General features: G+C 65.5%; 18 protein-coding genes. 8 read left to right on the forward strand and 10 right to left on the reverse strand.

Annotated features, from left to right (window positions below; all coding sequences use genetic code 11):
- The first annotated feature begins 141 nt into the window (after positions 1 to 141).
- The 7 genes from L0V05_RS15885 (at position 142) to L0V05_RS15915 (ending at position 8,373) form a co-directional block, all read left to right on the forward strand.
- Positions 142 to 1,536: a helix-turn-helix domain-containing protein gene (locus L0V05_RS15885; RefSeq protein WP_234872105.1), complete on the forward strand. Its 1,395-nt coding sequence runs from the start codon at positions 142 to 144 to the stop codon at positions 1,534 to 1,536.
- Positions 1,537 to 1,842: 306 nt separating this feature from the next.
- Positions 1,843 to 2,721: an AraC family transcriptional regulator gene (locus tag L0V05_RS15890; protein ID WP_234872107.1), complete on the forward strand. Its 879-nt coding sequence runs from the start codon at positions 1,843 to 1,845 to the stop codon at positions 2,719 to 2,721.
- Positions 2,722 to 2,884: 163 nt separating this feature from the next.
- The gene (locus L0V05_RS15895) at positions 2,885 to 3,934 is read left to right on the forward strand and encodes an ABC transporter substrate-binding protein (RefSeq protein WP_234872108.1); all 1,050 of its coding nucleotides are present in this window, start codon (positions 2,885 to 2,887) and stop codon (positions 3,932 to 3,934) included.
- Positions 3,935 to 3,999: 65 nt separating this feature from the next.
- On the forward strand, positions 4,000 to 4,767 hold the full coding sequence (locus L0V05_RS15900; protein WP_234872110.1) for an ATP-binding cassette domain-containing protein: 768 nt from the start codon (positions 4,000 to 4,002) through the stop codon (positions 4,765 to 4,767).
- Positions 4,764 to 6,023, forward strand: coding sequence for a sugar ABC transporter permease (locus tag L0V05_RS15905; protein WP_234872112.1), 1,260 nt, complete (start codon positions 4,764 to 4,766; stop codon positions 6,021 to 6,023). Before L0V05_RS15900 ends, L0V05_RS15905 begins: the two co-directional genes overlap by 4 nt.
- Positions 6,024 to 6,038: 15 nt before the next feature.
- Entirely contained in the window at positions 6,039 to 6,761 is a 723-nt protein-coding gene (locus L0V05_RS15910) for an SDR family oxidoreductase (protein ID WP_234872114.1), read from the forward strand.
- Between the two features lies 1 nt (position 6,762).
- Complete coding sequence (locus L0V05_RS15915) at positions 6,763 to 8,373, forward strand: FGGY-family carbohydrate kinase (protein ID WP_234872116.1); 1,611 nt, start codon at positions 6,763 to 6,765, stop codon at positions 8,371 to 8,373.
- Between the two features lie 238 nt (positions 8,374 to 8,611).
- Here the strand turns inward: L0V05_RS15915 and kce are convergent, their stop codons facing one another.
- From kce to L0V05_RS15965, 10 genes are all read right to left on the reverse strand, one after another.
- The gene (gene kce / locus L0V05_RS15920; RefSeq protein WP_234872118.1) at positions 8,612 to 9,544 is read right to left on the reverse strand and encodes a 3,5-dioxohexanoate:acetyl-CoA acetone transferase; all 933 of its coding nucleotides are present in this window, start codon (positions 9,542 to 9,544) and stop codon (positions 8,612 to 8,614) included.
- An 8-nt stretch (positions 9,545 to 9,552) separates the two neighbouring features.
- Positions 9,553 to 10,566, reverse strand: coding sequence for a branched-chain amino acid ABC transporter permease (locus L0V05_RS15925; protein ID WP_234872120.1), 1,014 nt, complete (start codon positions 10,564 to 10,566; stop codon positions 9,553 to 9,555).
- A gap of 3 nt (positions 10,567 to 10,569) precedes the next feature.
- Positions 10,570 to 11,433 (reverse strand): branched-chain amino acid ABC transporter permease, encoded by an 864-nt coding sequence (locus L0V05_RS15930; RefSeq protein ID WP_234872122.1) that lies wholly within the window; start codon positions 11,431 to 11,433, stop codon positions 10,570 to 10,572.
- Between the two features lie 4 nt (positions 11,434 to 11,437).
- Positions 11,438 to 12,142, reverse strand: coding sequence for an ABC transporter ATP-binding protein (locus L0V05_RS15935; protein ID WP_234872124.1), 705 nt, complete (start codon positions 12,140 to 12,142; stop codon positions 11,438 to 11,440).
- Positions 12,135 to 12,863 (reverse strand): ABC transporter ATP-binding protein, encoded by a 729-nt coding sequence (locus tag L0V05_RS15940; protein WP_234872126.1) that lies wholly within the window; start codon positions 12,861 to 12,863, stop codon positions 12,135 to 12,137. Before L0V05_RS15940 ends, L0V05_RS15935 begins: the two co-directional genes overlap by 8 nt.
- 61 nt (positions 12,864 to 12,924) lie before the next feature.
- Positions 12,925 to 14,196: an ABC transporter substrate-binding protein gene (locus tag L0V05_RS15945; RefSeq protein WP_234872127.1), complete on the reverse strand. Its 1,272-nt coding sequence runs from the start codon at positions 14,194 to 14,196 to the stop codon at positions 12,925 to 12,927.
- Positions 14,197 to 14,241: 45 nt separating this feature from the next.
- Entirely contained in the window at positions 14,242 to 15,165 is a 924-nt protein-coding gene (locus tag L0V05_RS15950; RefSeq protein WP_234872129.1) for a 3-hydroxyacyl-CoA dehydrogenase family protein, read from the reverse strand.
- Position 15,166: 1 nt separating this feature from the next.
- Positions 15,167 to 15,961, reverse strand: a complete 795-nt coding sequence (locus L0V05_RS15955; RefSeq protein WP_234872131.1) for an SDR family NAD(P)-dependent oxidoreductase — start codon at positions 15,959 to 15,961, stop codon at positions 15,167 to 15,169.
- Complete coding sequence (locus tag L0V05_RS15960) at positions 15,958 to 16,308, reverse strand: cupin domain-containing protein (protein ID WP_234872132.1); 351 nt, start codon at positions 16,306 to 16,308, stop codon at positions 15,958 to 15,960. The genes L0V05_RS15955 and L0V05_RS15960 overlap by 4 nt, the downstream gene beginning before the upstream one ends.
- Positions 16,309 to 16,401: 93 nt before the next feature.
- Positions 16,402 to 17,238 carry a cyclase family protein gene (locus L0V05_RS15965; protein WP_234872134.1) on the reverse strand — a complete coding sequence of 279 codons (837 nt, stop codon included), beginning with the start codon at positions 17,236 to 17,238 and terminating at the stop codon, positions 16,402 to 16,404.
- 206 nt (positions 17,239 to 17,444) lie between these two features.
- Here L0V05_RS15965 and L0V05_RS15970 point away from each other — a divergent pair, with 206 nt between their 5' ends.
- On the forward strand, positions 17,445 to 18,215 hold the full coding sequence (locus L0V05_RS15970; protein WP_234872136.1) for an IclR family transcriptional regulator: 771 nt from the start codon (positions 17,445 to 17,447) through the stop codon (positions 18,213 to 18,215).
- Positions 18,216 to 18,218: the final 3 nt, after the last annotated feature.

Below are 18,218 nucleotides of genomic sequence, written 5' to 3' on the forward strand. Positions count from 1 at the left end.
CAGCAATCGGTCGAGGATCACGATGCGGTCTGCCCGGATTTTCGGCAAATGAAGTCGGGTTCTGCTGTGAATGCAGCAATTTACAAAATGCAAAATTTGTAATATTGTAAAGTCAACATCATCGGACTTGTGTGCAGCAGTATGCAAAAGACCTTCATCGGCCCCCAGTTGCGCCGCCTGCGGCAAGAGCGCGGTGAGACCCAAGGCGCCATGGCTCGCACGCTCGGCATCTCAGCTTCCTACGTCAACCTTCTGGAAAATAACGAGAGATCGGTCTCGGTCCATGTGCTCTTGCGCCTCATGGAGGAGTATGGCGTCGACTGGCGTGATCTGGCTGACGATCAGGCGGGCTCGACACTGGCCGATCTGCGCGCTTGCCTGCAGGATCCCATCTTTGCGGGCAGCCGTCCGGACCTGCCCCAGTTACGCGCGGCACTCGTCCATGCGCCCGACCTCGCCGCCGCCTTGCTGCGGCTGCATCGCGCCTATGGCTCGGCCATCGACCGGCTGTCAGCCCTGTCTCAGGGTACGCCCGACCCGGCCGGCAGCCCCGAGGCCTCCGTCCACATGATCTTCCGGCGCAACCGCAACCATTTCCGCGAACTGGAGCTGGCGTCGGAAGGCTTCTGGCACGGCGACCGGCCCGACCGCGACGACATGTATGCAAGCCTCAAGGCGCGGCTGCGCGACCAGTTGGGCGTAACGGTGCGGCTGGCACGGGTGGAGGACATGCCGGGCGCTCTGCGGACCTATGACGAGGCGCGCAGGGAGATCCTTCTGTCCGAGGCACTCGACCATCCCAACCGCAGCTTCCAGCTGGTGCACATGTGCGCGCTGCTGGAGTGGCGGGGGCTGCTCGACAGCCTGATCGATCGGGCGGGCCTGACCGATCCCTCGGCGGTCAGCCGGCTGCGGGTGGAACTGGCCAACTACTTTGCCGCGGCGGTGCTGATGCCCTACGACGCCTTCCTCGCCGAGGCGCGGGCGACGAAATACGATTTCGACCTGATGGCGACGCGATTTGGCGTCAGTTTCGAGCAGGCCTGCCACCGCGCCACGACCCTGCAGCGCGAGGGGGTGCAGGGCGTCCCCTTCTTCTTCCTGCGGATCGACAAGGGCGGCAACGTGACCAAGCGCTTCAACGCCACCGAGTTTCCCCTGGCCGAATATGGAGGCGCCTGCCCCCGGCTGGATGTGCATACCTCATTCCGCACACCTGGGCGGATCGTACCCCAGTTCGTGGAAATGCCCGACGGAAGCCGCTTCTTCGTGGTCTCGCGCACGGTCGACAGGCCGACCTGGTTCCGCCACGCCCAAGACAACCGCCTGGCGGTGGCCATGGGCTGCGCCATCGAACATGCCGCCCAGATCGGCTATGCTGAGGGCCTGTCGGTAACGACGGCGCAAATGACGCCGATCGGCATCAACTGCCGCATCTGCCCGCGGACCGGGTGCGACCAGCGCGCGCATCAGGCGGTGATCGACACGCGGCCGGTCGATGTGCGGCGGCGGGGGACCACGCGGTTCGACGGCTAGGCTCGGAGCCCACTGGCTGTATGCCCGCTGGCCTGGCGGCGACGATCCAAGGCCCGCATCCGGGGCGGCGTGGCTCTGCAGCAGTGCTGCCTGTTTCGCGCGATCCGTCGGCACTGCGACCCAAAGCGGATACGACTTCGCCTATTTTGCTCAATGTTGCAGTGCAGAAAGACAAAATAGTATCAGTCCGGACCGCGCACTGTGGTAGCGCGGGGGGATTCCATGCGCCATTGTGTCCTCCTGGGTTGGCGGGGAGGCTGGCCAGACGCTGCGTAGAAAAGCGGCGGCGCTTGAGGGGAGGATGTCATGAAGCCGGACCTAGAGGTTGTCCAGATCGGCCGTGGCCAGTCCTTTACGGCCTGGGAACATGGGTATCCGTTCCACACGGTCCGTTGGCATTTTCATCCGGAACTCGAGATCCATTATGTCGCGGCCACCTCGGGCCACTACTACATCGGCGATTTCATTGGCGAATTCGCCCCCGGTAACCTGGTGCTCACGGGGCCCAACCTCCCGCACAACTGGATCAGCGATCTCGGCGACCGTTCGTCTGTGCCGCTGCGCAGCCGTGTCGTGCAGTTCCCCGAGGACCTTCTGCTGCGCATTGCCGAGCTGTTCCCTGACACGCGGGGCTTTTCGACGCTCTTCGAGATCAGCCGCCGCGGGGCACTGTTCTCGGAGGCTTGCTCCCGCGACAGCGCGCCGCTTCTGGCCGAGATCGTCCAGGCCAAGGGGCCGCGCCGGGCTAGCCTGTTTCTGCAGATCCTCGCAAACCTCGCGGCAGATGCCGAGGTGCAGACCCTTGCCTCGGACACCTACCTACCCGACCCGTCCGGCTTCATGACCGCAGGGGTGAACAAGGCGTTGAGCTTCATTAACGCCAACTTGACCGAGGATTTCAGCGAGGAGGACTTGGCAGCGACCGCCGAGATGACACCTTCGGCCTTCTCGCGCAGTTTCCGCAAACATACCGGCATGGGAGTCGTGGAGTATGTGAACCGCCACCGCATCAACCTGGCCTGCCAGTTGCTGATGAACGAGCCCGAGAAGCCGGTCACCGACATCTGTTTCGCCGTGGGGTTCAACAACCTGTCCAACTTCAATCGGCAGTTCCTGCGCCGCAAGGGAATGTCGCCCAGCAGGTTCCGCACGCTCCTGGAGGATAACAGGCCCGTCGCGGCCTGACGTATCGCCAACATCCGAACCGAATTGACCGCGCCTTCGGTCCCGGGGCGCTGCACGGTCAAGTCTTGCCACGTGGCAGGGCGCAGGGGCCATCAGACCAAGGAACGACCCGGTCCGCCTTCGGACGGACGGAACTGACCGGAAAACTTTAGGGAGAGAAACGATGAAAAAGACTTCTGCAAGCCTCTTTGCGCTCTTCGCCGCGCAACTGATGGGCGCAAGCGCAGCGCTGGCCGCCGATGGTGCGACCGTTGCATTCCTGATGCCCGACCAGGCTTCGACCCGGTACGAACAGCACGACTATCCCGGCTTCAAGGCCGAGATGGAGAAGCTGTGCCCGACCTGCACGGTGATCTACCAGAACGCCAATGCCGATGCGGCCACCCAGCAGCAGCAGTTCAACTCGGTCCTGACCCAGGGCGCCAAGGTGATCGTGCTCGACCCAGTAGACTCGACGGCTGCCGCTTCACTGGTGGCCCAGGCCCAGGCGCAGGGTGTGAAGGTCATCGCCTATGACCGCCCGATCCCGGACAAGGCCCCCGATTTCTACGTCTCCTTCGACAACAAGGGGATCGGCTTTGCCATCGCCAAGTCGCTGGTCGAGCACCTCAAGGCAACCGGCGTGCCGGAGGGCGCGGGGGTGCTGGAAATCAACGGCTCGCCCACCGATGCGGCAGCTGGCCTGATCCGTGACGGTATCCACGAGGCGCTCAAGGATTCGGGTTATGTCACTCTCGCCGAATTCGACACGCCGGACTGGGCGCCCCCCAAGGCGCAGGAATGGGCCGCAGGCCAGATCACGCGCTTTGGCGCTGACATCAAGGGCGTTGTGGCGGCGAATGACGGTACCGGCGGCGGCGCGATCGCTGCCTTCAAGGCAGCGGGCGTGAACCCCGTTCCGCCGGTGACTGGCAACGACGCGACCCAGGCTGCGCTGCAGCTCATCATTGCGGGCGACCAATACAACACGATCTCCAAGCCTTCGGAAATCGTGGCGGCAGCCGCGGCCCAGGCGGCTGTGATGTTCCTCGACGGCAAGACCCCAGAGGCCACCACGACGCTGTACAATGCGCCCTCGCAGCTCTTCGTGCCGGCGGTGGTGACGGCCGAGAACATCAAGGCCGAAATCTTCGACAAAGGCATCGAAAAGCCGGAGAATATCTGCACCGGCGAATATGTCGAAGGCTGCAAGAAGCTGGGCATCATTCAGTAACCAAGGGCTCAGATACAGCAGACCGGCTGGCGCCACGGCGCCGGCCTTTTCTTGGGGGAGAGGCGATGGCGGACCCAATTCTTAGCCTGCGCGGCGTGTCGAAAAACTTCGGTGCCGTGGCCGCGCTGACCGATATCGAACTGGACATTCATCCGGGCGAGGTTGTGGCCCTGGTTGGCGACAACGGCGCGGGGAAATCAACGCTCGTCAAGGTGCTGGCCGGTGTCCATGCACCGAGTGCCGGCGTGATCCGCTTCGGCGGGCGCGGGGTGACGCTCGACACGCCTGCAGCCGCAATGAAGCTGGGTATCGCCACCGTCTATCAGGACCTCGCGCTGTGCGAGAATCTGGACGTCGTCGCCAACCTGTTCCTCGGCCACGAGATTTCCCCCTATGCTCTCGACGAAGTCGCGATGGAGGTCCGCGCCTGGACCCTGCTGCAGGAACTTGCCGCACGCATCCCTTCCGTGCGGGAACCCATCGCCTCGCTCTCGGGCGGACAGCGCCAGACCGTGGCAATCGCGCGCTCGCTGCTGCTCGATCCCAAGATCATCATGCTCGACGAACCCACCGCCGCACTCGGGGTCGCGCAGACCGCCGAAGTCCTGAACCTTATCGAGAGGGTGCGGGACCGGGGGCTGGGGGTCATCATGATCAGCCACAACATGGAAGACGTGCGCGCCGTGGCCGACCGGATCGTCGTGCTGCGCCTGGGGCGCAACAACGGAGTCTTCGACCGCAGCGCCAGCCATCACGAGCTGGTCGCCGCGATCACCGGCGCAAGCGAAAATGCCGTGACGCGAAGAATGGAACGCAAGGAGGTGCAGGCATGACCGGCCCAGTCGAAACCGGACCTGCACCGAAAGGACCGATGGACCGCGCCGATGCCCGGCTGCGGGCCGACACCGGATTTGCCGGGGCGCTCAAAGGCTTCTCCGACCGGGTGAAGTCAGGCGACCTAGGGATGCTGCCCGTGGCAGTGGGCCTCGTCGTCATCTCGGTCGTGTTCACCTCGCTGAACCCGATCTTCCTGGTTCCGAACAACCTCGTGAACCTGCTCTTCGATTGCGCGACGGTCGGGATCATCTCCCTCGGGATCGTCTGCGTGCTGCTGGTGGGCGAGATCGACCTGTCGGTCGGCTCGATCAGTGGTTTCGCTTCGGCACTGGTTGGCGTCCTTTGGGTCCAGCAGGGCTGGCCGGTGCTGCTGGCCATTGCCGCCGCCGTTGCCATGGGGGCAGCCGTGGGTTGGGTTTATGCCCAGCTCTACAACCGCCTCGGGATGCCGAGCTTCGTATCGACGCTAGCGGGCCTTCTCGCGCTGCTCGGGATGCAGCTTTACATCCTCGGGGCCAGCGGATCGATCAACCTGCCCTATGAAAGCGCGCTGGTGAAGTTCGGCCAGATCCTGGTCATGCCAGCCTGGCTGTCGCATGCGCTGGCCCTCGTGCCGGGCGTGGTGATGCTGATCGTCGGGCAGCGCCGGCGCAGGCAGCGGCTCGCGGCGAACCTTTCTGCGCCGGGTCTGGGCGGTCTGATGCTCAAGGCCGGGCTTCTGACGCTCGCACTCGAGGTCGCAGTCGGCTATCTGAATCTCGGTCGTGGCGTGCCCTACATGTTCGGCCTGTTCGTCCTTCTGGTCGTCCTGCTGAACTACGCCCTGACCCGTACGAAATGGGGCCGGTCGGTCATGGCCGTGGGCGGCAACCGCGAGGCGGCACGGCGGGCGGGCATCAACGTGCGACGCATCTACACCAGCGCCTTCATGCTCTGCGCCTCGCTCGCGGCCCTGGGTGGGACCCTTGCCGCCGCCCGCCTTGCCTCCTCCAGCCAGCAGGCCGGCACGGGGGATGTGAACCTCAACGCCATCGCGGCCGCGGTGATCGGCGGCACCAGCCTGTTCGGCGGGCGGGGCTCGGCCTGGTCGGCCCTTCTGGGGATTATCGTCATCCAGGCGATTTCCTCCGGCCTGACCCTGCTGAACCTGTCCTCGTCGCTACGGTACATGATCACCGGGGGAGTTCTGGCGATTGCGGTCATCGTGGACAGTCTGGCCCGGCGCTCGCGCATTTCGCATGGCCGCGCCTGAAGAAAGAGGAAAACCATGAAACTGAAGGGAAAAGTTGCGGCTGTCACCGGGGCAGCCTCTGGGATCGGGCTGGCCTGTGCCAAGGCGATGCTCGAGGCCGGCGCCCGGGTGGTGATGGTGGACCGCGCGGCCGACAATCTGAAGACGATCTGCGCCGGGCTCGGTCCGGATGCCATCCCGCTGGTGGTGGACCTCCTGGACCCGGCGAGCGTTGACGGCATGATGCCCGCAATCCTTGAACGCACCGGCCAGCTCGACATCTTCCATGCCAATGCCGGAGCCTATGTCGGCGGCGAGATCTGGTCGGGCGATCCCGCGCAATGGGACCGGATGCTGAACCTTAACATCAACGCGGCCTTCCGGTCGGTCCATGCGGTCCTTCCCCACATGATCGAGCGCAAGACGGGCGACATCGTGATGACCTCGTCCATCGCCGGTGTCGTACCCGTGGTGTGGGAACCGATATACACCGCCTCGAAATTCGCCGTTCAGGCCTTTGTCCACACGATCCGCCGGCAACTTGCGCCGAAGGGTCTGCGGGTTGGCGCGGTGCTTCCGGGTCCGGTGGTGACGGCGCTTCTCGACGACTGGCCGAAGGCGAAGATGGACGAGGCACTGGCCAATGGCAGCCTGATGCAGCCCGAGGAAGTGGCCGAGGCCGTGATGTTCATGCTGACCCGCCGCCCGGGCGTGGTGGTGCGAGATCTGGTCATCCTGCCCAACTCGGTGGACCTTTGACATGCTGATCGGAGTCGATGTCGGCACCGGCTCGGCCCGGGCGGGGGTGTTCGACGCCAAGGGGCGGCTCCTTGGCCTCGGCAAACATCCCCTGGCCCTTTGGCAGGCGCCGGGCGATCAGGTGGAGCAGTCGTCGGACCAGATCTGGGCAGCGGTTTGCGCGGCGGTGCATGAGGCCATGGCCGGGCTGGATCCGAAGCAGGTGAAAGGCATCGGCTTTGACGCCACCTGTTCGCTGGTGGTCGTCGGGCCGAACGGCGAGGGTATTCCGGTCGGACCCTCGGAAGACCCCGCGCGAAATGTCATCGTCTGGATGGACCATCGCGCCCAGCCCGAGGCCGAGGAAATCAACGCGCTCGGCCATCCGGTGCTGGATTACGTGGGCGGCCGCATTTCGCCGGAAATGGAGACGCCCAAGCTCCTGTGGCTGGCGCGGCATCGGCCAAAAGCCTTTGCGCAGGCGGCCCGGTTCTTTGATTTGCCTGACTTTCTGACCTGGCGCGCCACCGGATCGCTCGCGCGTTCGACCTGCACGGTCACCTGCAAGTGGACCTACCTCTCGCATGAAAGCAGGTGGGACCCGTCCTATTTCCGCGCCATCGGCCTTGGTGCCCTGGCCGACGAGGGCTTTGCCCGCATCGGCACAGAGATGCTCACTCCGGGAGAGCGGGTGGGCGGGCTGACCGCGCAGGCAGCACAAGAGCTTGGGTTACCCGAGGGTCTGCCTGCCGCCGCTGCGCTCATCGATGCCCATGCAGGGGGACTCGGCACGCTTCGCGCCGAGGTGCCGGGACGACATGAACCCGCGACGGCGCGGCTCGCCTACATCTTCGGCACCTCGGCCTGTTCCATGGCCTCGACCGTCGATCCGGTGAATGTGCCAGGGGTCTGGGGGCCCTATTTCGGCGCGATGATCCCGGGCCTCTGGCTGAACGAGGGCGGGCAATCGGCAGCCGGCGCGGCGCTTGACCACCTAGTCCACCTGCACCGCGATGCGGCAGAGATCGAAGAGCAGGCGCAGACTGCAGGGCGATCCCTGATCGCCCATGTCGCCGCTCATGCCGAGACACTGGCCCCTACCCTGTCGGAGACGATCCGGGCGGCCGGTCAGGTGGTCGTGGTGCCGGAGTTTCTGGGCAACCGCTCTCCCTTCGCCGACCCCGAAGCGCGGGCGGTCATATCGGGGCTTGGCCTTGACCGGGGACTCGACAGTCTTGCGGGTCTCTATCTGGCCGGGTTGAGCGGGATCGGCTACGGCCTGCGCCAGCTGATCGAGGCGCTGGCGCAGCGTGGCATCGCCATCGACACGATCATGGCCAGCGGCGGGGCCGCGCAAAGCGACCTGGTCTGCCAGATCATCGCAGACGCGACCGGCAAGGTTCTCGCTCTTCCCGAAGGCGCCGAGCCGGTGCTTCTGGGCGCGGCGATGCTTGCAGCGACTGCGGGCGGAACGCATGCAAACCTTCAGGATGCAATGGCTGCCATGTCCGGCCGGGCACGGCTGTTCGAGCCGGCAGGGGGTGACATCGCGGCTTTGCATGACAAGAGGTACGCACTGTTTCAGGCCCTTCAGTCAGTCGCCCGCCAGCAGGCGTTCGATCCTGAACCCTAAGCGTCTGCGCGCGCCTGATCGTCGGCCCGGCACGGGATCGGAGGTGTCTGACGCTGCCTTGGGGCGGTTCGGGGGCAGTATCCGTGAGGGGGGAAGGCGCGCTTCTGCCGCCTCCCTCAAGGGCGTCCGCGCCGTCACTTTCATCGAGTGGCGCGGGCGCGCTGAAGCCGATGCGGTCAAACACACCAAGAGGCGACACGTCCCGCCCTGCCCCATTGGACCTGGCCTTGGCCGCATGTCAAAACGCGACGCGATCGCCGCCCTTCAGGCCAAGAAGCTCTCGCGCCTCATCAGGCGAGGCCACCTCGCAGCCGAGATCCTCGACGATGCGTCGGATCTTGGCGACCTGCTGGGCGTTGCTTTCGGCAAGCTTGCCGCGCGAGATGAACAGGCTGTCCTCCAGCCCGACCCGCACATTCCCGCCCATCTGGCTGGCGGTGGTCGCGAGGCTCATCTGCGCCCCGCCCGCGCCCAGAACAGACCACCGGTAATCGTCGCCGAACAGGCGATCTGCCGTGCGTTTCATGAAGATCAGGTTGTCGACCTCGGGACCGATGCCGCCGAGGATGCCGAAGATGAACTGGATGAAGATCGGGGCCTTGAACAGCCCGATATCCATGCAGAAGCGCAGGTTGTAGAGGTGGCCGACGTCGTAGCACTCGTGCTCGAACTTGATCTTGTGCGGCGCGAGCGCGTTGGCCACCGTCTCGATGTCGCGGAAGGTGTTGCGGAAGATGTAGGTGTCGGAATTGGCGACGTAATCCTTCTCCCAGTCGAATTTCCAGCTGTCGTAGCGCTTGGCCAGCGGATGGAAAGAGAAGTTCATCGACCCCATGTTCAGGCTGCACATCTCGGGCGAAAAGCGCAGGGCGGGTGCGATGCGCTCCTCGATCGTGTTCTTGAGGCTCCCGCCGGTCGAGATGTTCACAACGGCCTCGGTCGCCTGCTTGATGCGCGGCAGGAAGGCGGCGAAGGCATCGGGGTCGATGGTGACGCCGCCATCCGCAGGCCGGCGCGCATGCAGGTGCAGGATGGCCGCCCCGGCCTCGGCCGCCGCGATAGCCTGTCCGGCGATGTCGTCGGCGGTGTAGGGCAGCGCATCCGACATGGTCGGCGTGTGGATCGCACCCGTGATGGCGCAGGTGATGACGGTCTTCGGACGGCGGGCCATGATGGCTCCTATTTGCGGGACATGGGGGCGAGGCCGGTCACACGGCGGCTCAGCGGGAAAAGCTCGGCGCCGGTACGGGCCCGGATCAGGCCCCAAAGGCCCGTCGGCGCCTTGAGCATGACCGCGATGGCGACCACACCAAGGGCGATCAGGTAGATCGTGCCAAGCTCGGCCATCGTCTCGCGCAGGGCGAAGAAGATCAGCGTTCCAAGGATTGGCCCCTCGAGCGTACCGATCCCGCCGATCACCACGATGAAGATCACGAAAGCAGTCCAGTCATTGGCCGAAAAGGCGGCGTCGGGCGAAATCCGGAGCTTCTGGAGGAAGATCAGCCCTCCGACGAGCGACGTCATCCCGGCGGTCACGACATAGACGAAGAACTTCGTGCGCCAGATGTCGATGCCGAGGCTGCGCGCCGCGAGTTCGTTGTCTCGGATCGCGGTCAGCGCCAGGCCGCGACGCGAGCGCAGGATGAGGAAAGCCGCACCCACCGTCAGGATCATAACCCCGAGCGCCAGCCAGAACGCGATTGCCTCACGCAGGTCGCGGCTGTCGGCCAGCGTCTTGACGATGTCTGCCGACAGGCTCGCCCCCGACCCGCCGCCAAGGGCTGGCGTCTGCGCGGCGATCAGGCGAAAGACCTCGGCCACCACCCATGTGCCGATGGCGAAATAGGCGCCGCGCAGGCGGAAGATCAGCGTCGCCACCGGGATAGCAACCAGTGCACCGGCGACCGCGGCGAGCGGAAGCGCCAGCAGGATCGGAATCCCGGCCAGCATGGTCAGCGCGAAGAAGGCGTAACCGCCAAATCCGACATAGGCCTGCTGCCCGACCGAGACGAGACCGGCATAGCCCGCGAGAAGGTTCCAGAGCGTGGCGAGCGAGACATAGAGAAAAATCTCGCCCATCAGCCGCAGGTCGGCCCGCCCCGCCCACCAGGGCGCGGCGACAAGGCCGATGACGATCAGAAGGCCGATCACGGCAGCGGCGCGCGAGGCGGGAGACGAGCGGGTGACCTGCATCGCTCAGCCCTCCATCTTCGGGAAGAGGCCGCGCGGACGGACGGCGAGTATGACGAGGAACACGATGTGCCCTGCCAGAAGCTGCAAACTGGGGTGAATCTGTCCGCCCACGGCCTGCGCGATGCCAATGATGACACCGCCGGCCAGCGTGCCCCAGAGATTGCCCAGACCGCCGATAATCACGGCCTCGAAGCCGAAGATCAGGCGGCTCCCCCCGATGGACGGATCGAAGGACGTGCGGATGCCAAGGAACACGCCCGCGATTCCGGTGACCGCCAGCGACAACGCCATGGCCAGGCCAAAGACATGCGCCCGGTTCAGACCCATGAGCTGCGCCACGTCCTGCCGGTCCGAGGTCGCGCGAAAGGCGCGGCCAAGCGCCGTGTGATAGAACATCCACTGCAGCCCGCCGATCACCGCCACCGAGGTGGCGAACATCAGGAAGGGCAGTACGCCGATGGTTAGGCCGCCTGCCGTCAGGCTCGCCGTTTCCAGATCACCGGCCTGCAGCTTTTGCGGGTCGGCGGAAAAACCCATGAGCAGCGCGTTCTGGATGATCACCGACAGGCCAAAGGTCACCAGAAGCGGCGGCAGGATGTCGTCGCCCATCGTGCGGTTCAGGATGCCTCTTTGCAGGGCGTAGCCGAGCGCCGCCATCACGGGCACGACGATGGCCAGCGCCAGCAGGGGATGGATCCCCAGCCCGACCGCGATCGTCAGGCCCAGATATGCGGCCAGCACGATCAGGTCGCCATGAGCGATGTTCACCAGCCGCATGACGCCGAAGATCAGGCTCAGCCCCGCCGCGAAGAGCGCATAAAGCCCCCCGAGCAGCGTGCCTTGCAGGACTGCGTTCACCCATTCCATGCCGTCACATCCCGAAATAGGCGCGGCTGATCGCGTCGCGCGAAACTGAGTCCGATCGCCCTTCGAGCGAGATGCGGCCTTCCTGCAGGCAATAGACACGGGCCGAAACCGACAGGGCCTTGGCAATGTCCTGCTCAACGATGATCGCCGACATGCCCTGCCCCACGATCCCCGGCAGGGCCTCGTAGATCTGCTTGATGATGACCGGGGCGAGGCCGAGGCTGATCTCGTCCATCAAGATGAGTTCCGGGTTCGACATCAGCGCCCGCCCGATGGCCACCATCTGCTGCTGTCCACCCGAGAGCGAGGTGGATTGCTGGTTCCGCCGTTCCTGCAGGATCGGGAACAGGTCATAGACGCGGGACAGGTTCCACGGCCCCGGCCGCTTCAGCTGACCGCCGATGACAAGGTTCTCCTCGACCGACAGCGACGGGAACAGAAGCCGTCCCTCGGGCACCAATGCGATGCCGAGCGCCGCCACCTGATCTGCCCGAAGCCGCCCGATCGCCTGCCCCTTCCAGCGGATCGCCTCGGGCGCGTTGCGGATCAACCCGGCGATCGAGCGCATCAGCGTGGTCTTTCCCGCGCCGTTTGCCCCGATCATGGCGACGACTTCTCCCGGCTCGACATGGGCCGTCACGCCATAAAGCGCTTGAAAATCGCCGTAGCGGGCGTCGAGATCGCTCAGGGACAGGACGGGATCAGGCATCGGCCTCGATCCCCAGGTAGATTTCCTTCACCTCGCGGCTTTCCATGATCGCATGCGGCTCACCCTCGGCGATCTTGCGGCCGAAATCGATCACGATCAGCCGGTCCACCACGGCCAGAAGCGCATGGACCACATGCTCGATCCACACGATCGAAACGCCGGTCTTGCGCACGTCCTGGATACTGGCGACCAGCGCATGGCATTCGGCCTCGGTCAACCCGCCCGCAATCTCGTCGAGCAGGAGCACCTTCGGCCGGGCGCAAAGGGCACGCGCCAGTTCCAGCCGCTTGCGCTCCAAAAGCGTCAGCCCCTTGGCCAGCACGTTGGCTTTCGGCAGAAGCCCCGTCCGCTCCAGCACGTCCAGACAGGTGGCTTCAGCCTGCGCTCCGTTTTCGCCTGCGCCTTGCGTCGCCGCGACCAGCGCATTCTCGAAGACCGTCATCCCGCCAAAGGGTTGCGGAACCTGAAAGCTCCGCGCAATCCCGGCACGGCATCGCCTGGCCGCCGGCCAGCCGGTCACATCCTGCCCGTCGAACCAGATCCGCCCCGCATTGGGGACGACGGTCCCGGTCACGAGGTTGAACATCGACGTCTTGCCCGCGCCGTTCGGCCCGATCACGCCAAGCGCCTCGCCGGCCTCCAGCGACCAGCTTTGCGCATCCGCAACGATGACCGCGCCGTAGGACTTGCTGACCCCTTCGAGCCTAAGAACCTCTGCCATGCCCTGCCCCTGTCGATTGTCCCGCCCCGGCGCACCGGAGCGGGAGGTCGTGACTGTCCGATCAGGACAGGAGTTGCAGCTGCCCGCCGACCGGAATGTCCGGCGCCTGCGGGTTGGTGGTGATGACAAGCTCCAGCTTGTCGGCCGGCTTCTGCCACTGGCCGGCAACCAGAGGCGTCTTGGAGACGTTCGGAACCGGTCCCGTCGCCCAGTCGATCTTGCCGACCATGGTTGGCAGTGACGTGGTCTTGATCGCCTCGACCAGCGCGGCCGGATCCTCGACATCCGCACAGCGCTTCACCACATCCGCCACCACCTCGAACAGGGCGTGACGGAAGCCGATCGGCTGGGTCCAGGGCTTGCCGGTCGCCGCCGTGTAGCCATCGGCCAGCTGCTTGCAGCTTTCGCCGGTGATCGAGGATTTGAACGGATGGTTCGGCGACCACCAGATTTCCGAGGTCAAACCGACGCCGCGATCGCCCAGCCCTTCGACTGCCGAGGGGAACAGGAGCGCCTTGCCGATGGTCACGACCTTGGGCTTGAAGCCCTGCTGGCCGGCCTGCGCCCAGAAGGTGCCGAAGTCAGGCGGGATCATCACACCGGTCACGATCTCGGCCCCGCCTTCCTTGAAGGCGTTGATATAGGCCGAGAAATCGTTGTTCAGCGGCTCATAGCGACCGGGATCGATCAGCTTGAAGCCCTTTTCGGCCAAGGGGCCGGGGAAGCCGACCTTCGGGTCGCCCCAGGCGTTTCCGTCCGCATCGTTCGGGAAGAGGCCGCCAACGGTCTTCGCCACCCCGGCCTGATCCCAGAGTGCGGTGAAGTTGGCGATGACGTCCTCGAGCCCCCAGAAGAAGTGATAAGTCCATTCGAAGGGCTTCTCGGGGTTGCCGCCCCGGCCGAAGAAATAGGGCTGCCACGGGCAGTCGGTGGTGATGCAGGGCGTGCCGTTCAGTTCCGCCTGATCGGCCACGGGGTTCGTGGTGTCCGGGGTCGCGGCGCCGGTCAGGATGTCGACCTCTTCTTCGAGGATCAGTTGGCTCGCCACCTCGGCGGCGCGGTTTGGGTTCGACTGGCTGTCCCGCTTGATGATCTCGATCATCCAGGTCTTGCCGTTGTTCTCGATCCCGCCCGCGAGCGCCTTGTTGATGCCCTCGATGATGTAGTCGTCGGCCTCGCCGAAACCGGCGAGCGGCCCGGTCGCCGGACTGACATAGCCGATCTTGAGGGTCGGCGTTTCGGCATAGACGCGCGTGGCGCGCAGGATGGCGGGCGCCGCGACCAGCGCCGAGGCGCCAGCCAGGAATTGCCTGCGGTTCGTCTGTCTCGTCATCTGTCTTCCTCCCTGTTCCGGCGCCGTACGCGCGCGCCTGTTTCCTCAGTCCAGTATCGTGTCGAGCTTCCTCAGATGCCGCACGACCTTCTCCCGCACCGCCTGCGCCTCCTCCGGCGTCCAACGGCGGAATCCCTCGCCCGACTTCATGCCAAGCCGGCCCTCGGCCACCAGCCGCTCCAGATAGGGCGAAGGTCCCGGCCGCCATTCCAGATCGGCCAGGACCGTGTTGTGGATGTCGAGCGTCAGGTCGGTGCCCACCAGATCGGCATTCTCCAGCGGGCCAAGCACGGCAAGCCGCCGCCCGAAGCTCGCCTTGATGACCGTATCCACCGCCTCGGCGTCGCAGATGCCGTTCTCGACCAGGCTCACCGCCTCGCGCCAGAGCGCGTGCTGAAGCCGGTTGCCGATGAAGCCCGGCACGTCCTTCTCGACCCGGACCGGGGTTTTCCCGGCATCCGCCAGAAGCGCCATTGCGGCCGCGACCGTCGCCTCGTCCGTCCATTCGGTACGGATCACCTCGACGAGAGGGATCAGATGCGGCGGGTTCCACCAATGGGTACCAAGCGCGCGATGGCGCAGCTTCAGCCCGCCCATGATCTGGGTGATCGGCATGACCGAGGTGTTCGACGCCAGGATTGCCGTTTCGGGTGCATGCTGTTCCACCTCGGCAAAGAGCGACTGCTTGAGCGCCATCTTTTCGGGTGCGGCCTCGAAAACGAAGGCCGCCTCGCGCACCGCGCCCGGCACCGAGTCGAAGATCTCGATCCTTTTCAGGATCGTGGCGATCCGCGCCTCGTCCTCGCCCATCAGGCGAAGGCTGTCGGCGATCCGGCCCGCCACGGCAGCCCGCGCCTCAGGCACCGGATCGGTGATCGCCACGTATTGGCCGGCCCGCGCGAAAGTCAGCGCAATGCCGTGGCCCATCAGCCCCGCCCCCAGAACCGCAATCTGCTGGTTCTTCACCATCTCATCCCGCCGTATAGCCGCCATCGGCATAAAGGATATGCCCGGTGTAAAAATCCGACGCCTTCGAGGCGAGGAACAGGAGCGGCCCCGCAAGATCCTCAGGTTCGCCCAGCCGGCCCTTTGGCACGCGGGCCAGGAACCCGGTCCGCACCGCCTTGGCCTGATCGGTCTCCTCGAACATCCAGGCGGTCAGAGGCGAGCGGAAGACTGTCGGCGCGATTGCATTCACGGTAATCCCGGTCGGCCCCAGCTCGCAGCCGAGCGCCTTGGTGATGCCGTCGACCGCCGCCTTCGAGGCGCAATAGGCCGTGTAGCCCGCCGGATGGCCCAGGAGCCCCCGCGCCGAGGACACGAGCACGATCTTCCCGCCCTGCCCTTGCGCCTTCATCTGCTTCGTCGCCGCCCGCGCCAGAAGCCAGCTTTGCGTGACGTTCGCATCCATCACCGACAGGAAGGTCTCCGGCGCCATCTCGTCGATCTTGGCGACCTTGTTCATCCCGCTTGCCACCACGAGGATGTCAAGCCGTCCAAAGGCTTCAACCGCCCTTGCAACCATCGCCGCGCAGGCCGCCTCGCTGTCGGGGCGCGCATTGACCTCGACCACCGCGGCGCCGCCGTCGCGGCATTCCCCGGCGATGGCGGCCAGCTCAGACGCCTTCCCGGCCGCTAGCACCAGCTTCGCCCCTGCCCCGGCCAGCACCCGCGCCGCGACCGCGCCGAAGGCACCCGAGGCGCCGGTTATGAGCGCGACCTTGCCCTTCACGTCGAACATCCGCAGCGGATCGGGCAGGGTCATGGCTTGACCCCCGGCGGATAGGGCATGGTCACGATCATCTTGCAGACATGGTTCGAGCGATTGACGATCTCGCGCTCTTCGCCGCCTGCGATGGTGCAGCTGTCCATCGGGCCAAGCACGACCTCCCTGCCGCCGACAATCACGGTCATCTCGCCCTCGATCACGACATAGACCTTCTCCAGCGGCGAGGCGTCGGGGCCTGCGCCACCGCCCGGCAGAAATTGCGAATAGCCGACCCAGGACGCGGTCGGCCCACCTGCCTCGAAGCCCTGCAGCCGCAGCCCCACCACGCCGCGATGATTGGGCGCGTCGTAGGGGCGGGCTTCCTGAAATCTCTTCACCAGCATTCGGCGATCCTCCCCGATCCCCGTTTCTTCTTGGTCCAAATACCCTGCGGGGGGGGGTCCGGGGGACGCAAAGTCCCCCGGCCTTTCCGCGGGTCAGTACGCCTCGCCCTTCTCGATCCGGTAGGCCTGCGACGGATCGGTGATCGCCACGAGCCTGATGATGCAGCCGTCGCCCCGGTCCCAGTTCCACGGGAAGAAGGCGAAGGTGCAACGCTTGCCGGTGACGGCATCCAGATCGCCGCCCACGTTCTCGATCCCGAGAATGCCGTTCCGGAACAGGATGTTGTGGACCGGTTCCCACTCCGGGAAGTCGTCCTTCCAGTCGCGGCCACCCGACCATTCGCGGTATTCGTCGGCCAGATGCGGCAGAAGCGGGCCGTTGCGCTGTGGCCCGATTGCGGTCGCCAGCGGGTGGTCGTTGGCCTGGGTGTCGTGGCCGACCACCTTCACGCCCTTTTCCACCAGCCAATGCCCGGCCGAAGGCACGAAACCGGGGCAATAGGCGAAGTAGTCGCCATCCTCGTACTGGTGGTGCCAGCCGGTGTTGACGATCAGCACGTCACCTTTGCGGATCGATTTGCCGCAAGCCTTTTCCAGATCGTCCCCGGTGATCGGCTCCCATTTCTTTTTGGGGATCGAGACGACGATCCCGGAGCCGAAGAAATGCGGCAGCGGCACCTCGTCGATGAAGGGCGTGCCCTGCACCACATGGGCGGGCGCGTCGATATGGGTGGTCGCATGCATCGTCGTGGTGATCCGCTGCGACAGCACGCCCGACTTCGCCATGTAGTGGATCCGCTCGATCCGTACGTCCTGGAAATAGGGCCAGTTCGGATGCTGGAAGCCGAAGCGATGGCTGAGGTTGTAGAAGTTCAGCCCCATGCTGTTGTCGAGGTTCCCCTCGAAGTCGATGCCGCGGATCTTGACCATCGGTAATCCTCCCTCGTTCACCGCCCCCGGCGGTGCATGTTCATACGGAATGTCCTGGTGGCTCCCCCCACCTGTCCCGCATATTGATGCACACGAACCGGATTGCGGTCAACATGATTCCCGCATATCAATACATCTGCACCGCATTGCGGGCGATTGACTTCGCCTGCGCTTTGCGGTGACTGCCGCCTGAAGGAGGCTCCGCGATGGACCAGACCGAGATCGACCAAGACCGCAGCGATACCCGCAACGGCATCCAGGTGATCGCCCGCGCGGCCGCCGTGCTGCGCGCGCTGAAAGACAATCCGACCGGCCTCAGCCTTGGCCAGATTGCCGAGCGGGTGGGCCTCGCCCGCTCGACCGTGCAGCGCATCGTCCAGGCACTGCAGGACGAACGGCTGGTCATCGGTTCGGCCAATGGCGGGGGTATCCGGCTGGGTCCGGAGCTCCATTCCCTTGCCGGAGCAGCCCGCTTCAACGTGGTCGAACGCTGCCGTCCGTTCCTTGAGAAGCTGATGGAACAGACCGGCGAGACGGTGGACCTCTCGGTTCTTCGCGGCGGCCGGATGATCTTCCTCGACCAGGTTCAGGGCCGTCACCGCCTGCGCGCCGTCTCTTCCGTGGGTGAGGTGTTCCCGCTGACCGTCACGGCCAATGGCCGCGCCTGTCTCTCGCTTCTGCCCGAGGCAGAGGCGCGAAAGCTGGCCGAGGCGGAATGGGCGCGCGGCACGGCGACGGGCGACTGGCCCACGCTCGCCCGCCAACTGGCCCAGGTCCGCCGGACGGGTCTGGCCGAGGATGACGGCGAGCATACAGAGGGCATCATCGCCCTTGGCTTTGCCTTCACCGACCTCGCCGGCGACCTGCACGCGATCTCGGTTCCCGTCCCGACCTCGCGCTGGCCCGAAATGCGCGGCCGCGTGACCGAGGCGCTGACCACGCTCCGGGCCGAGATCGCGCATATCTTCGAGGGCTGAGCG

It is taken from the genome of Alitabrizicola rongguiensis, from assembly GCF_021491355.1.
GTDB lineage: Bacteria > Pseudomonadota > Alphaproteobacteria > Rhodobacterales > Rhodobacteraceae > Aliitabrizicola > Aliitabrizicola rongguiensis.